At 66.0% G+C, this 16,388-nt stretch carries 10 protein-coding genes; 6 read left to right on the top strand and 4 right to left on the bottom strand.

All coding sequences use genetic code 11. The features are described from left to right. Positions 1 to 67: 67 nt before the first annotated feature. On the bottom strand, positions 68 to 3,145 hold the full coding sequence (locus tag TEP_RS10515) for a TonB-dependent receptor (protein WP_132825243.1): 3,078 nt from the start codon (positions 3,143 to 3,145) through the stop codon (positions 68 to 70). Positions 3,146 to 4,265: 1,120 nt separating this feature from the next. Between TEP_RS10515 and TEP_RS10505 the strand changes: the two genes are divergently transcribed. The 6 genes from TEP_RS10505 to TEP_RS10480 all read left to right on the top strand — a co-directional run bounded on the left by TEP_RS10505 (position 4,266) and on the right by TEP_RS10480 (position 14,185). Next, entirely contained in the window at positions 4,266 to 6,704 is a 2,439-nt protein-coding gene (locus TEP_RS10505; protein WP_165933951.1) for a GH92 family glycosyl hydrolase, read from the top strand. Positions 6,705 to 6,800: 96 nt separating this feature from the next. Further along, the gene (locus TEP_RS10500) at positions 6,801 to 7,850 is read left to right on the top strand and encodes a LacI family DNA-binding transcriptional regulator (RefSeq protein WP_025874798.1); all 1,050 of its coding nucleotides are present in this window, start codon (positions 6,801 to 6,803) and stop codon (positions 7,848 to 7,850) included. Positions 7,851 to 7,925: 75 nt separating this feature from the next. Then, a complete protein-coding gene (fucP, locus tag TEP_RS10495) occupies positions 7,926 to 9,239 on the top strand; it encodes an L-fucose:H+ symporter permease (RefSeq protein WP_025874796.1) in 1,314 nt (437 codons plus the stop codon). 7 nt (positions 9,240 to 9,246) lie between these two features. Beyond that, positions 9,247 to 10,242 carry a carbohydrate kinase gene (locus TEP_RS10490; RefSeq protein ID WP_132825241.1) on the top strand — a complete coding sequence of 332 codons (996 nt, stop codon included), beginning with the start codon at positions 9,247 to 9,249 and terminating at the stop codon, positions 10,240 to 10,242. Next, positions 10,239 to 11,465: an AGE family epimerase/isomerase gene (locus TEP_RS10485; protein ID WP_033830987.1), complete on the top strand. Its 1,227-nt coding sequence runs from the start codon at positions 10,239 to 10,241 to the stop codon at positions 11,463 to 11,465. The genes TEP_RS10490 and TEP_RS10485 overlap by 4 nt, the downstream gene beginning before the upstream one ends. 140 nt (positions 11,466 to 11,605) lie before the next feature. Further along, a complete protein-coding gene (locus TEP_RS10480) occupies positions 11,606 to 14,185 on the top strand; it encodes a glycoside hydrolase family 2 protein (protein WP_132826508.1) in 2,580 nt (859 codons plus the stop codon). A 228-nt stretch (positions 14,186 to 14,413) separates the two neighbouring features. On the opposite strand, the gene mtnC is transcribed toward TEP_RS10480, so the two are convergent. The 3 genes from mtnC to TEP_RS10465 all read right to left on the bottom strand — a co-directional run. Next, a complete protein-coding gene (mtnC, locus tag TEP_RS10475; RefSeq protein ID WP_132825240.1) occupies positions 14,414 to 15,109 on the bottom strand; it encodes an acireductone synthase in 696 nt (231 codons plus the stop codon). A 3-nt stretch (positions 15,110 to 15,112) separates the two neighbouring features. Then, entirely contained in the window at positions 15,113 to 15,670 is a 558-nt protein-coding gene (locus TEP_RS10470) for an acireductone dioxygenase (RefSeq protein ID WP_132825239.1), read from the bottom strand. 91 nt (positions 15,671 to 15,761) lie between these two features. Further along, positions 15,762 to 16,388 (bottom strand): methylthioribulose 1-phosphate dehydratase (locus TEP_RS10465; RefSeq protein WP_132826507.1); only part of this gene is annotated, 627 nt, incomplete at its 5' end.

Genomic DNA, 16,388 nt, shown 5'->3' with positions numbered 1-16,388 from the left:
CGGCAGCCACCTGTACCAGCGCGGCTGCCGTGGAGGATCGTCCCCGCCCGCAGGCGGGGGTACTGCCTTAGAACTTCCAGTTCACGCCGAAGTACAGCTGGCGCCCGGCATACAGGTTGGACAGCAGTCGGGCCTGGCTGTCGTTGCCGATGTAGCTGCGCAGTTCGGACTTGGTGGCGTTCAGCACGGCTGCGGTGACCGTCCAGTCCGGCGTGAGGTTGTAGGCAACGTTCAGATCGAGCTGGCTGTACGGCTTGGTGTAGGTGGTCAGGCCGTTGTTGAGGCCGCCCACCACTTCGCCACGACGGTTGTACGAGGCACGGGCCAGGAACTTCTCGTTCTCGTAGAACACAGTCACGTTGGCCTGGTTCTTGGCACTGCCGACCAGCGGGGAGGAACCGATCTCTTCGCCATCAAGCACGATCGAGGCCAGGTTGGTGTCGTTGTAGGTGTAGTTGGCCTGCACGCCCAGACCGAAGTCGAAGGTGTACTGGCCATACAGCTCCACACCCTGCGAGACGCCGTCGCGGCCGTTGGCTTCGGTGCTGTACTTCTGCACCACCACCGTTTCACCACCGACGCTCATCTGCTGGTCGCGCACGACCGGCACGGTGAAGTTGTCCACGTTCTTGCGGAACAACGCCACGCCTGCAACCGAACCCGGCTTGAAGTACCACTCCAGGCCAAGGTCGAACTGCACCGCCTTGAACGGCTCCAGTGCCTTGTTGCTGCCCGATCCGTACCAGCCGGGGGTGTCGGTGCCGCCAGCGACCCGACGATCATTGCTGTATTCCTGGCTGATGTACTGCAGGCCGCCCGGATAGGCGATGCTGGTGTAGCCCGGGCGCGCGATTACCTTCGACGCGGCACCGCGCAGCACCAGGTTGTCGGTGATGTCCCAGGCGATGTTGAAGCTCGGGAGGAAGTCGGTATAGGTCTTTTCCAGCGAGCTGAGCGTATAGACCTTGTCGCGCACCTGGTTGTCCGGCAGACGCACGAAGCCGCCCTGGCAGCGCAGGTTCGGATCGGCAGCCGGGTCATCGCAGCTCATCGGCGCACCGGCGGCGTTGTCCACGAAGTAGTCGTTGAAGCGCTCGACAGAATCGCTGGACTGGGCGAACTGCTTGGTGCGCACCACGCGCACGCCCACGTTGCCACGCACGCGGTCGGTACGGAAGTTGGCCTGGAAGTAACCCGAGTAGATCTTCTCGTTGACGTCGTAGACGAAGTCTTCCTCGGTACGGTTGTGCGAGCCACCGTAGGTCTGGTTGAGGTAGTCGATGTAGGCCGGGTAGTTGATGCCGGGGAACACGTTGGCATTGAAGCCACCGGCGATGTTGCTGATCGGGTTGGACAGGAAGAAGCCCGGCTGCGCATTGCCTGCGGTCGGATCGCAACCGGCCTGGTAACGATTGTTGTCATAGTCGGCCGGGTCCAGGCCCTGGCAGACCCAGTAGGTGTTGCCGGTATTGCGGTGCACCTGGCCGTCGCGGTACTTGGCGCCGAACTGGATGGAATCCAGCCAGCCGGCTTCGAACATCTTGGTGACGTCGGCCTGGAAGTAGTTCTGCTTGACCTCGGTCTGCATCCACGACGAATCGGTGGAGCCGGTATCGACCTCGGCGATGCCGGCCATCAGCTGCTGCTGGATGTCCGGCGAGACGGTCAGCGACGGCGTGCCGGTCAGGTCCCACGCGGTGTACTGGTTGCCCGCCTGCCACTGGTCACCGACCTTGCGGCGGGGCTTGGCCGACATGCGGAAATTCATCGACGGGCCACCCTTGGACCAGGTGCGGCCGCCGGTGAAGCTGGCCTTCCACAGCGGGCTGATGTCCCAGTCGACGGTCAGGTCGGCCGTCTGCGAAAGCGCCTTTTCCTTGCTGTAGCCACCGGTCAGCTGCGGAGTGGGGATGGTGCAGTCATCCGGACCCCAGCCACCCGGCGGCAGGCCAGCTGCGGCGGCCTGGTCTTCGCTGCAGTAATAGGTCTTGCCGGCAAGCTTTTCGTACTGCGCGCCGGTGACGATGCTGCCACTGGGATCGAAGCTCAGCCCGTTGAGCAGGCGCCCACCGGCCCAGTTGCCATCGCCGTTGTAGCGGGCCAGGTTCCACTCCGGCACCTTCAGCATGTTCTGGGTGTAGTCACCCTGCAGTTCGAAGCGGAAGTAGTTCGCGGTCAGGGTCAGGTTGTCGATCGGCTTGAACTGGAAAGTCAGCTGGCCGCCCTTGCGCTCGCGCTTCTCTTCCTTCACCGCGAAGTTCACCGAGGTCGGCATGAAGAATTCGCTGTAGTTCGTGCCGGTCTGGTTGTTGAAACCGGATTGGCCCCACCAGTAGTGGATGCCATCCTGTTCCAGCAGGTTGCCGTTGGCATCGCGCGCGGTGGTGTTGTTGCCGTACCACTGGTAGTCCTCGGTGCTGGTCTCCATGGTGCGGCTGGTGCGCTTCTGCTGGGTCACGCCGACCAGCACGCCGAAGCGCTCGTCCTTGCTGTGCCAGGAGTACAGCGCCGACACCTGCGGGTCGACGTCGTGGCTGGTATCGGACGAAGTGCCTTCCAGGTTGACGTAGCCGGAGTTGGCTTCCATCTCCAGCGGGCGGCGCGTGTGCAGGATCACCGTGCCACCGATGCCGCCTTCGTCGATGCGCGCCTCCGGCGACTTGAACAGCTCGGCGCTGGACAGCATGTTCGACGGCAGCAGGGTGTAGTTGAACGAGCGGGTAGCTTCGTTGTTGGTTTCCGACGAGGCGACGTAGTTGCCGTTCAACTGGGTCAGGGTCAGGTCGGGCGCGAGGCCGCGCACGCTGACCGACTTGCCTTCGCCACCGCTGCGGGTGATGACCACGCCGGGCACGCGCTGCAGCGCGTCGGCCACGTTCTTGTCGGGGAACTTGCCAACGTCCTCGGCGGTGATCACTTCGACCACGGCGTTGGCGTCGCGCTTCTGCTGCAGGCTCTTTTCGATCGCGTAGCGATAGCCGGTGACCTGGACGCTGTCCAAGGTGGTGGCGTCCTGCGTGCCGGTCGTTGCTGCCGCCTGCTGCGCGGAAGCGCCAAGCGGGGCGACGGCGGCGGCCAGGGCCAGCGCGATGGCCAGCGACAACGCGTCGTGGCCCTGCGTACGTGTTGAATGCTTCATTGCCATCTCTCCCTCTCTCCTGGATTGATCCGGTGACTGACTGACGCGGAAACTTGAATCGATCTAATTCGTGATGCCGATCTTGCCTTCGCCCTGCAGATGCAACGAGCGCCTGGCAGATGGCCTGACACGTCCTGTCCTGCTCCCCAACTCCCGGGCCATCGCGATGTCGTCTTGGATCGATCTAAGCGATGGGCGGGGCGATTTTTAGCACGGCCAACGCGCCGACGCATGTTGCTGCGCAATATGGCAGTGACGTGTCGTGCAAATGACCCTTCGCGGAAAAATGCTGTAAGCGTTTACATGCGCAGACGGGGTGGGCCGGCCGGGCTGCGCCCGGCACCCGCAGAGGCCTTCAGGCCAGGGCAACAGCAACAGCAACAGCAACAGCAACAGCAACGGCTGGTTTCCTGCGGGATGGCGGGGTGGGTCCGGTTGCGGGGGACGCTGCAAGTCCCCCTCCGGGGNCCGGCCCAGCCGCTGGCGGCTGNGCGTTCGGGCGCTTGCGAAGCAGTGCTTCGCAAGCAAAGCGCCCTCACCCCTGTAAGCTCGGTCGCGCCATCCATGGCGCTCACGCCCCCGCAACCGGACCCACCCCGCCTTCGACAGATTCCCGCTGCTGTTGGTAGGTGTCGACCTTGGTCGACACCATGCATGGATGAAATCCAATCGATGATTTCGAAATCGGTAGGAACATCCATCCGCGCACGGCGTGGATCTACCAGATCTCGGGAAACTGTCAGGGGTGGGGCGGTATGGGCAGGCAGGACCGTTGGCGCCATGGATGGCGCCATCGAGCCCCCATGGATGGGTCTACGGCGTGTCCTGCCTGCCCATACCGCCCCGCCCAGCTCGGTAGCCCGCCGTTGCTGTTGCTGTTTTCTTGGCTTGAAGGCCTCTGCGGGTGCCGGGCGCAGCCCGGCCGAAGCCCTCCGCTCATGCTGCGCCGCAGAATGCATTGGGCGAAATTCCCATGCTCTACTTGAATCGATCTAAATCCGCCGGGGTGCGGATTTGTACCGATGGAAACGAGGGCTCGGCCTGTGCGGCCGGTTCTTCGCTGCCGCCCTGCCGCCAAGGAGTCCTGCCCGTGACCAGGTTGTCCCGCCGTCGTCCCGCCCGCCGCCTGTCGGCATTGTCCCATCGGCCCCTGGCCCGCATCGCCTGCCTGCTGGCACTGGCGGTGACGCCCTGGCTGCAGGCCGCACCGGCCGCGCTGGAGCGCGAGGTCAATACCTTCATCGGCAGCAAGGATGACGGCAACACCTTCCCCGGTGCTTCGGCACCGTTCGGCTTGATCCAGGTCAGCCCGATCGGCAGCCACTATTCGGGCTGGCGCTACGACGACGACAAGATCCGCGGCTTCGGCCACTCCTTCCTGTCCGGCGCCGGTTGCTGGGAGCAGGGCGGGCAGGTCTCGGTGCTTCCGGTGACCGGTTCGATCGGCCCCGGCGGCGACTTCGATACCGCCGATGCGAAAGCCTTCAATCACAAGACCTATGCGTCGGCTTACACCCACGACGGTGAGATCGGCCAGGCCGGCTACTACAAGGTGCGCCTGACCAGCTACGGCGGCATCGACGCAGAAGCCACCGCGCGCACCCGCGCAGCTGCCGAGCGCTACACCTTCAGCCAGCGCCAGGGCGATGGCCACGTGCTGGTCAATGTCGGTCAGGCCAACGAGCGCCACTCGGTGATCGGCAGCGTGGTCGATGTGGTGGGTGACCGCGTGGTGGAAGGCAAGCTGGTCACCAAGAGCTTCTGCGGTGGGCACCAGTACACCACCTGGTTCCGCATCGAGTTCGACCGCCCGTTCAAGGCGCATGGCACCTGGGGCGAGGGCGGCGGCCTGCCGGGCGCGCGCCACAGCATGGAAGGCGAACAGAAGCCCAACGGCGCGTGGCTCAGCTTCGACCTGGCCAAGGGCCAGTCGGTCACCGCCGTCAGCGCGATTTCGCATGTGGATGCCGAAGGTGCGCGCACCAACCTGCGCGCCGAGGGCATGCAGGGCGGGGCGCTGCTGGGCTTCGAGCGCATGCGCGCGCTGTCGCAGCAATCGTGGCGTGAGCAGTTGGCACGCGTGCGTGTGCAGGGCGGCAATGGCGATGACCGCACCGTGTTCTACAGCGCGCTGTACCACGCGCTGCTGCAGCCGCTCACCGGCAGCGATGCCGACGGCCGTTACCGCGGTTACGACGACGGCATCCATCGCGCCGATGGCTGGACCTACTACGAGTACTTCTCGCTGTGGGATACCTACCGTGCACAGAACCAGTGGCTGGCGCTGACGCGCCCGGACGTGGCGCGCGACATCGGCCGCAGCCTGCTGGCGATCGATGAGCAGGGCGGCTGGCTGCCGCGCTGGGGCTACGCCAACTTCGAGACCAACATCATGACCGGCGACCCGGTCACCCCCTTCATGGTCGACCTGTGGCGCTTCGGTGCGCTCAAGGGCCGCGAAGGGCAGGCATGGGATGCGCTGCGCCGCAATGCGTTCGGTACGCCGCCGCTGAACTCGCGTGCTGCCGGTCGCTCCGGGAACCCGACCTACCTGGACAAGGGCTACGTGGTCTACGACCGTGCGTTCCCGTCCAAGGGCATGGATGTCGATCCCCATCATGGGGGTTCGGCAACGCTGGAGTACGCACTGGCCGACTGCGCGCTTTCGCAGATGGCCGATGGGCTCGGCCATGCCCAGGATGCGGCGGTCCTGCGTGAGCGCGGCCGCAACTGGCGCAAGGTATGGGACCCGCAGGTGCGCGACGCCGAGACCGGCTTCACCGGCTTCCCGCGCCCGCGTACCGAAGATGGCCAGTGGTACACGCCGGCCGATGGCCACTACAGCCCGCGCTCGCATCACGGTTTCCATGAAGGCACGGCGTGGCAGTACCAGTGGCTGGCGCAGCAGGACGTGCCGGGCCTGGTCGAAGCGATGGACGGCCGCGAACAGGCCGGCCGCCGCCTGGATGCTTTCTTCGCCATGGACGCTCTGCAGGCCGACCCCCTCAATGCCGCCCGCAAGGAGTGGGTGGTCGGGCCGTACAGCTATTACAACCAGTTCCGCTACAACCCGAACAACGAACCGGACCTGCACTCGCCGTGGCTGTACACGCTGATCGGCCAGCCGTGGAAGACCGCCGCCGTGGTGCGTGCCGCGCAGCAGCTGTTCACCAATGCACCCAACGGCGTGACCGGCAACGATGACCTCGGCACGATGTCGGCCTGGTACCTGTTCAGTGCGATCGGCGTGTACCCGGCGGTGCCGGGCAGCGGCGAGTTCCTGCTGCATACGCCGCGCTTTGCCAGGGTCGAGGTCGAGCTGGGCAATGGCCGCACCCTGCGCATCGAGGCACCTGGCGCCGATGGCCGCCGCCTGCAGTACGTGCAGGGCGTGCAGGTCGACGGCCAGGCACATGCCCCGGTATGGCTGGGCTGGAGCCAGCTGCAGCAGGGCCCGAAGCTGCGCTTCGCGCTTGACGGGCGGGCGCCGACCGAGGGCTGGGGCACCGCGGTCAAGGACCTGCCGGTGTCCTGGTGCGCGGCACCGGGCAGCCAGCTGCACTGAGCCGGGCTGTGCCGTTCGAGGCAACCCAGCGAACGGCACGGCACGACAGGGCCGCGATCCATTAGGCTTGAGCATCCATCGGAGTGCGGGAAGACGATGAACGACAACAGCGACAGCTCCAGCAAGCGTTCCGGCAAGGCGGTGACGGTGACCGACATCGCCCGTGCCATCGGCGTTTCGCGCGCGACCGTGTCGCTGGTGCTGCGCGGCAGCCCGCTGGTCAACGTCGATACCCGCGCCCGGGTCGAGGCTGAGCTGCGCCGCCAGCGTTACGTCTACAACCGCGCTGCAGCGAACCTGCGGCGGCGCACGTCTTCCAGCATCGCCCTGGTCATCAACGATCTGTCCAACCCGTTCTTCGCCGAATTCGCCTCCGGTGTGGACGAGGCACTGGGCGGACGCGGCTACGTGACCCTGCTCGGCAGTACCGGCGAGTCGCCCGAGCGGCAGCAGGCGGTGCTGTCCACGCTGATGGAACACACGCCTGCAGGCCTGATCCTGTCGCCGGCCGAAGGCAGCGATGCCACGCTGCTGCGGCAGGTACTGGGTGCCAACGCCAACGTACTGCTGTTCAACCGCGAACTGGAAGGCGCCGACTGGGACTTCCTGACCCTGGACAACCAGCATGGCGCCTACCTGGCCACCCGTCACTTGATCGAGCGCGGCCATCGCCAGATCGCATTCTTCGGTGGTCACGCGGCATCGAGTTCCTGCCACCAGCGTCGTGCCGGTTTCCAGCAGGCACTGGCCGAAGCGGGGCTGGCGCTGCCGCCGGGCTGGATGATCGAGTCTGCTCCCAACCGCCTTGAAGCGGCCGCGCGCACCGATGAACTGTTCGTCGACGGCCATCGGCCGAGCGCAGCGGTCTGTTACAACGACACCGTCGCGCTGGGCCTGATGCTGGGCCTGAACTCGCGCGGCATCCGTCCCGGCGGTGACTTCGCGGTGACCGGCTTCGACGATATTTCCGAAGCGTCGGTTGCCGTGCCGCCGTTGACCACCCTGACGGCCGACCCGCGCGAACGCGGGCGGCAGGCGGCATCCCTGCTGCTGCAGCGGCTGGAGGAACCGGATGCGCCACCACGGCGCACGGTCGCCCCGGTACAGTTGCGCATCCGCGAAAGCAGCGCCGCACGTCCGAATTGAATTGATGCTTCGCTCCTGAACTGATTGCACCCTTCCACGCACCAACGACCTTTCGCGCATCGAGGCGCGTACCGCATGCCGATCTCCGCAACGCCCCGCCCATCAGGTTCCCCGGGCAACCAGCCTGCCGTCACCAACGGCAAGGCGCTGGCCGTGGTCACCACCATCTTCTTCATGTGGGGCTTCCTGACCTGCCTCAACGACATCCTGATTCCGCATCTGAAGGCGGTGTTCGAGCTGAACTACGCCAAGGCAATGCTGGTGCAGTTCACTTTCTTCGGCACCTACTTCCTGATGTCGCTGCCGGCAGGGCGGCTGGTTGCAGCGCTGGGTTACAAGAAGGGCATCGTGGCCGGCCTGGTGATCGCCGGCATCGGTGCACTGGGCTTCTGGCCGGCCGCTGAGCTGCGCGTCTATGGCGCCTTCCTCGGTGCACTGTTCGTGCTGGCCACTGGCATCACCGTGCTGCAGGTGGCCGCCAACCCGTATGTCGCCCTGCTTGGTCCGGAGCAGACCAGTTCCAGCCGCCTGACCCTGGCGCAGGCGCTGAACTCGCTGGGTACGGCCATCGCGCCGATCTTCGGCGGCATGCTGATCCTGTCCAACACGGCCATGAGCGGCGAGCAGATCGCCGCGCTGCCGGCCGCTGAACAGCTCGCCTACCGTACCGCTGAGGCACACGCGGTGCAGGGCCCCTACGTCGGCCTGGCCGTGGCGCTGGTGCTGCTGGCCCTGTTCGTATTCCTGTTCCGCCTCCCGGCGCTGAACGACACCACCGAGCAGGCTGACCAAGGGCATCAGCACAGCTATCTGGATGCGCTGCGCAAGCGCCACCTGCTGCTGGGCGTGCTCGGCATCTTCTTCTACGTCGGTGCCGAAGTGTCGATCGGCAGCTTCCTGGTCAACTACCTGTCGATGCCCACCATCGGCGGTTTCAGCGAGCAGGAAGCCACCCACTATGTGTCGGCCTACTGGACGATGGCGATGATCGGTCGCTTCGCCGGTTCGGCGCTGCTGGCGCGCTTCTCGCCGAGCCGCCTGCTGGCGATCTTCGCGCTGGTCAATGTGGGCCTGCTGACGCTGACCATGATGACCTCCGGCAATGTCGCGCTGTACTCGGTGGTGGCGATCGGCCTGTTCAATTCGATCATGTTCCCGACCATCTTCGCGCTCAGCATCGAGCGCCTGGGCCCGCTGACCAGCAAGGGTTCGAGCCTGCTGATCATGGCCATCGTCGGTGGCGCGGTGGTGCCTTACCTGCAGGGCGTCCTGGCTGACCACATCGGCGTGCAGGCCAGCTTCATCCTGCCGCTGCTGTGCTACGGCTACATCATTTTCTACGGACTGGTCGGCGCCCGCGCGCCGGCTGCCGGCACGCAGGGAGGCTGAGTCGAAAATGGGTTCCATCGTCTGCTTCGGCGAAATTTTGATCGATCTACTAGCGCAACCGCCGGCCTTGGCCGATACCCCGCGCGCGTTCCTGCAGTACGCCGGAGGTGCACCGGCCAACGTCGCGGTGGCCGCCGCGCGGCTGGGCGCGAAGACCCAGTTCGTCGGCATGCTCGGCCGCGACATGTTCGGCGACTTCCTGGCGGAGAGCCTGAGCGAACACGGCGTCGGCACCGACTACATCGTGCGCACCGACGCGGCCAAAACCGCGCTGGCCTTCGTTGCACTGGACGCGGGCGGCGAGCGCAGCTTCAGCTTCTACCGTCCGCCTGCGGCCGACCTGCTGTTCCGTGACAGCGATTTCCAGGCGGGCTGCTTCGATGGCGCGCAGTGTTTCCACGTCTGTTCCAACAGCCTGACCGAAGCGGACATCGCCGAAGCGACGTTCGCCGGCATGGACCGTGCGCGTGCGGCCGGCGCGGTGGTCAGCCTGGATCTCAACCTGCGTCCGGCGCTGTGGCCGGCCGATGTCGACCCGGCACCGCGCCTGTGGCAGGCGCTGGAGCGCGCCGACCTGGTCAAGCTGTCGCGCGAGGAACTGGACTACCTGGCCGCCCCGCTGGGCGATGACGGCGAGGCGCTGGTGCTGCGTCGCCTGCTGGCCGCGCAGGCTCGCTGGGTGATCATCACCGACGGTGCCGCCACGCTGCATTGGTATACCCGTGAAACGCAGGGCAAGGTCAGCAGTTTCCGCGTCGCCACCGTGGACACCACCGCTGCCGGTGATGCCTTCGTCGGCGGCGTGCTGGTTGGCCTGCTGGAGCGGGGTGGGGCAGGTGCGGGCTTTGCCGCGTTCTGCCAGGACCCGCAGGCGATCGCCGCCACGCTGCGCTTCGGCGCCGCCGTTGGCGCACTGGCGGTGACCCGCAAGGGCGCGTTCGCTGCAATGCCCTCGTTCGATGAAGTGCAGCAGCTGCTGCAGCTACAGGATCTCCCCGCATGAGCACCTCGCCTGATTTCCGTTCCCCCACGTTCCTGCGCGCCCACATCGCCGATACGATGGCGTTCTACCATCCGCGCTGCATCGACCCGAAGGGCGGCTTCTTCCATTACTTCCGTGACGACGGCAGCATCTACGACGCCAGCCACCGTCATCTGGTGAGCAGCACCCGCTTCGTCTTCAACTACGCCATGGCCTACCGCGAATTCGGCAACGCCGAGTATCGCGACGCGGTCGAGCACGGCGTGCGCTACCTGCGCGAGGTTCATCGCAACCCGGCCACCGGCGGCTACGCCTGGACTCTGCGCGATGGTGTGGTAGAGGACGACATGAACCACTGCTACGGCGTGGCCTTCGTGCTGCTCGCCTACAGCTGTGCGTTGAAGGCAGGCATCGAAGAAGCCCGCACGTGGATGGACGAAACCTGGCAACTGCTGCAGGCGCGCTTCTGGGAAGCCGAGCACGGCCTGTACAGGGACGAGGCCGACGGCCAGTGGAACTTCACCGGCTACCGCGGCCAGAACGCCAACATGCACATGTGCGAGGCGATGCTGGCCGCGTTCGAGGCCAGTGGCGAGCAGCGCTATGTCGAGCGCGCGCTGCAGCTGGCCGACAACATGACCCGCCGCCAGGCGGCAAAGGCCGGTGGTCTGGTCTGGGAACACTACGACGTCAACTGGAACATCGACTGGGACTACAACCTGGACGATCCCAAGCACCTGTTCCGGCCGTGGGGCTTCCAGCCGGGGCACCAGACCGAGTGGGCCAAGCTGCTGCTGATCCTGGACCGTCACGTGCAGGCCGACTGGCTGGTGCCGACCGCGCAGCATCTGTTCGACGTGGCCGTAGAGCGCAGCTGGGACGAGGTGCGCGGCGGCCTGTATTACGGCTTCGCCCCGGAGTCGCGCCGGCAGCCGGGCATGGACGGCGCGCCGATCGGCGGCGACAGTTTCGTCTGCGACGACGACAAGTATTTCTGGGTGCAGGCCGAGACCCTGGCCACCGCCGCGCTGATGGCCGCGCGCACCGGCGATGACCGCTATTGGCAGTGGTACGACCGTATCTGGGCGTACTCGTGGGAGCACTTCGTCGACCATCGATACGGCGCATGGTTCCGCATCCTCGACGCCGACAACCGCAAGTACAGCGATGAGAAGAGCCCGGCCGGCAAGGTGGATTACCACACCATGGGTGCGTGCTACGAAGTGCTGAACGTCGTGCGTTGAGGTCTGCCGCGCTGCGCGCTCGCCGGACGTGGTCCGGCGCTGCCGTGGCGTGTGGCATGGGTAGCGCCGGGTCATACCTTGCGGAAAAACAGGAGTATCACGTGCGTCGCATTTCCAACGCTGTCCGTCTGCTGCTGTTGATGATCGCCCTTGGCGCCTTCCCCGCAGGCGCCGCACCGCTGCAGGCGCAATGGGAGTTCCGGCTGCTGCCCGGCGACGCGCAGGGCGCGGCCCATCCAGGCCTGCAGCAGTGGCGCGCGGCCACGGTGCCAGGCAGCGTGCACACCGATCTGCTGGCGCATGAGCTGATCCGCGATCCCTACGTCGGTGCGCCCGAAGCCGAGCTGCAGTGGATCGGTCTGGCCGACTGGGAGTACCGCGCCCGTTTCGATGTGGACGCTGCCAGCTTGGCCAAGGCCCATGCCGAGCTGCGCTTCGACGGCCTGGACACCTATGCCGAGGTGACGCTCAACGGCAAGCCGCTGCTGCGCGCCGACAATGCCCACCGCACCTGGCATGCCCGCGTCGAAGGTCGCCTGCGTGCGAAGGGCAATGAGCTGCAGATCGTGTTCCGTTCGCCGATCCGCACGCTGCTGCCCGGCGTGCAGGCAATGCCGCACAGGATTGCCGGCAACTATCCTTCGCCCTACGGTGATGAACCCAAGGACGCGATGGTCGGCAACTTCGCGCGCAAGCCGGCGTACCACTTCGGGTGGGACTGGGGCCCGCGCTACGTTACTGCCGGCGTCTGGCGGGGCGTTGACCTGCAGGCATGGGATGCGCATCGGTTGACCGATGTGGCCGTACGCACTGATGCGCTTGATGCAGAAAAGGCAAAGCTGGCGGTAGTGCTGCAGGTGGAGCAGGACGCGGCCGCCGGTCCGGTGGCGGTGGACGTGGAGGTGCGGGATCCCGACGGCCGCAGCGTCGCACGGGTGCAGCGCACGGTCGAACTGACGCCCGGCCGGAACAGCGTGGACGTGCCGGTTGAACTGGCCAAGCCGCGGCGCTGGTGGCCGGTCGGCCATGGTGCGCAGGACCGCTACACCGTGCAGGCGCGCCTGGACGGCAGTGCCGATGCGGTACTGGCACGCGAACAGCGCATTGGCCTGCGCACCGTCGAACTGCGCCGTGAGCAGGACGACAAGGGAGGGCAGGGCTTCGCCTTCGTCATCAACGGGGTGCCGATCTTCGCCAAGGGCGCGAACGTGATCCCCTTCGACGCCTTCCCCGCGCGCGTGGATGCTGCGCGCCTGCGCCAGGTACTGGTCGCCGCGCGCGATGCCAACATGAACATGCTGCGCAACTGGGGCGGCGGCTACTACGAGGACGATGCGTTCTTCGACATCGCCGACGAACTGGGCCTGCTGGTCTGGCAGGACTTCATGTTCGGCGGTGGCATGCAGCCGGGTTACGACCCGGCATTCCGCGCCAGCGTGGTGGCCGAGGCGCGCGACAACGTGCGCCGGCTGCGCCACCATCCCAGCATCGTGCTGTGGTGTGGCAACAACGAAGAAGAAACGGCGTGGAAGGACTGGGGCCACGGCCGTGACCTGAAGTCCGCCGATCCGGCGTTCGCAGCGAAGGTCTGGCAGGGCTACGTCGACCTGTTCGGCAACGACCTGCGCCAGGTGGTGAGCGAAGATGGGTTGGGCGTGCCGTACTGGTCCAGTTCGCCCAGCAACGACCTGGACGAGAAGGCCAACGACTCCACCCGTGGCGACAAGCATTACTGGCAGGTGTGGGGCAATCCGGCATTGCCGGTGCAGGCCTATCTGCGCGAGACCCCGCGCTTCATGTCCGAGTACGGTCTGCAGGCCTGGCCGGCGGTGGCGACGGTGGACCAGATCGCCACCCGTGCCGAACAGCGCATCGACAGCCCGGTGATCCGCGCGCACCAGAAGTTCATGGCCGGCGAGGGCAATACACGCCTGCTGCACTACATCGAACTGGGCTACGGCACGCCGAAGGACTTCGAGGACTTCGTCTACCTGAGCCAGGTGATGCAGGCCGATGGCATCGCCCTGGCGGCGCTGCACCATCGCGCTTCGCGGCCCTACACGATGGGCTCGCTGTACTGGCAGCTCAACGACGTCTGGCCGGGAGCATCGTGGTCGAGCGTGGACTACTTCGGTCGCTGGAAGGCGCTGCACTATGCCGCGCGGCGCTTCTTCGCGCCGGTTGCGGTGGCCGCACTGCGCGATGAAGGCAGCACCCGCGTGCGCCTGATCAACGATGGTGCCGCGCTGGATGCACGTTGGCGCCTGCGGGTGATGGACGTGGCGGGCAAGGTGCTGCGCCGTCGCGAGCAGGCGGTGACCCTCGCCGCCGCCGGGGTGACCGATATCGGCACCTACGCGGATGCCGATCTGCTGGCCGGCGCTGATCCGGCGCGGACGGTGGCGGTGTTCGAACTGCTGCAGGATGGCAAGGTGACGGCGCGGCAGGTGGTCGGCTTCGTTGAAGCCAAGGACCAGGTGCTGCCACGCCAGCAGTTGACGTCAACGCTGGCGATCGACGGTGACCACTATCGTCTGCGGCTGCACAGCGCTGCGCTGGTGCGCGCAGCCTGGATCGATTTCGGCGCGCTCGACGTGCAGGTGGAAGACAACCTGCTGGACCTGCTGCCGGGCGAAACCCGCGACGTCGCCGTGCGTGGCCCGGTGGATCTGGCCGCGCTGCGCGAGGCGTTGAAGGTGAAGACCCTCAACGATCGTTGAGCAGCGCCTTCTACCCGCCTTGGTAGGTGCCAACCTTGGTTGGCACATCAGAAGCTGATCTGCATTGGTAGGTGCCAACCTTGGTTGGCACATCAGAAGCTGATCTGCATTGGTAGGTGCCAACCTTGGTTGGCACATCAGAAGCTGATCTGCATTGGTAGGTGCCAACCTTGGTTGGCACATCAGAAGCATGCCAACCAAGGTTGGCATCCACCAAAGCGGATAGCCTTACAGCTGGATCTGCTGGAAGTTCTCGACGCGATCATGGCCGTTGGCGGCGTCGCCGATGCGCGGCATCGGGTAGTCGTCCAGGCGATCGATCAGACGTGTCTGCAGGCCGGCTTCGCGGGCGGCGTCCAGTTCCTCGACCACGTCGGACAGGAACAGGACCTCGCCAGCGGGAACGCCGATGGCCTGCACGATGTGGCGGTAGCTGTCAGCCTCGCGCTTGCCACCGACTTCGGTATCGAACCAGCCTGACACCAGCGGACTGAGGTCACCGGCATCGCTGAAGCCGAAGAACAGCTTCTGCGCCGGCACTGATCCGGAGGAGTACACATACAGCGGCAGGCCCGAGGCGTGCCACCCCTTCAACACCGGCGCCACCTCCGGGTAGAAGTGCGCGGTGTAGTCGCCACGACGGTAGCCCGCGTCCCAGATCAGCCCCTGCAGGGCCTTCAGTGCGGTGTGCTTGCGGTCCTGGTCGATCCAGCCCTGCAGCGTCTCGGCCACCAGGCTGTCCTGGCAGGCGCCGCCGATCTCGGTGGCAACGGCATCCAGCCAGCGACGCACCTCCGGTTGCTGGCCATGTTCGGCGACGAAGCCGGGCAGCGCCTGGCGTGCGTACGGGAACAGCACGTTCTTGACGAACGAGATGCTGCTGGTGGTGCCTTCGATGTCGGTCAGGATGACGCGGGGCTGCATTGATCAGGACGCCTGGGTCGGAATGTAACGGGGGAATTTCTGCGCGATGTCGGTGCCGGTGAAGTGACCGACCCAGCCATCCGGCTCGGTGAAGAAGCGGATCGCCACGAAGCTGGGCTCATCGCCCATGTCGAACCAGTGGGCGGTGCCGTCGGGCACGGCGATCAGGTCATCCTTCACGCACTCGATCTCATAGACCTTGTCGCCCACGTGCAGTGTGAACAGGCCCGAGCCGGCGACGAAGAAGCGTACTTCGTCTTCCTTGTGGAAGTGTTCGTCGAGGAATTTCTTCCTCAGCTCGGCGCGGTTCGGGTTGTCGGGGGCGATCGAGGCCACGTCCACGCTCTTGAAGCCGCGTTCGGCAACCAGGCGGTCGATGTCGGCGCGGTAGGCGGCGAACACTTCGTCCTGGCTTGCGCCCGGGGCGACCGGCGCGGTGGCCTGCCAGCGCTCAAAGGTGACGCCGATCTTCTGCAGTTCGGCAGCGATGATCGCGCCGTCCTGGGTGTCCAGCAGCGGCGATTCGGGGCGGGTGTCGTCGTAGATGCGCAGTCGGCTCATGGCGGCAGCTTGAACGTCTCGGGGAAGGACAGGGTAGCAGGGTGGCATTGATCGCCTGATTCCAGAACGGCATCTGGCGGTGCCGAAAACTTCAGCGACGCAGCTTGCGCAGCTCCAGCTCACAGTGCAGCAGGAATTCGAACGCTTCCATGTGCCGCCGTGCTTCGGCCATGTCGCGGCCCCAGGCGTACAGGCCATGGCCGTCGATCAGGTAGCCCCAGAGGGTCTGCGTGTCGAGCAGGGCGTCGACCTGGGCCGACAGCACGTCCATGTCCTGGGTGTTGGCAAACACCGGGATGTCGATGGCCATCTCGTGGGTGCTGTTGCCCGCGAAGGCCTTCAGCAGTTCGTAGCCTTCCACCCGGATATGGCCCTGCGGCGCATACAGGCGCGAGGCGATGGTCTGCACCGGCGAATGGGTATGCAGCACGCAGCCGATCTCCGGGAAGCGGCGATACAGCTGGGTATGCAGCAGGGTTTCGGCGGACGGGCGCAGCGGGCGGCCGACGGCCTTGCCATCGAAGTCCACGACCATGATGTCGTCTTCGATCAGGCGGCCCTTGTCCTTGCCGGAGACGGTGATCGCGGCGTGGCGGTCGTCCAGGCGGTGGGAAAAGTTGCTGCTGGTGGCCGGGGTCCAGCCGGCCTGGGCCAGTTCGCGGACGTTGTCGATCAGCAGCTGGGCCAGTTCGCTCAGGCGCGCGGTGTCGTAGGGGAA

The sequence above is a fragment of the Stenotrophomonas sp. TEPEL genome (assembly GCF_004348785.1).
Classification (GTDB): domain Bacteria; phylum Pseudomonadota; class Gammaproteobacteria; order Xanthomonadales; family Xanthomonadaceae; genus Stenotrophomonas; species Stenotrophomonas indicatrix.
The sequence above is the reverse complement of the archived record's forward strand: the minus strand, read 5'-3'. Positions and strand labels throughout refer to the sequence as shown.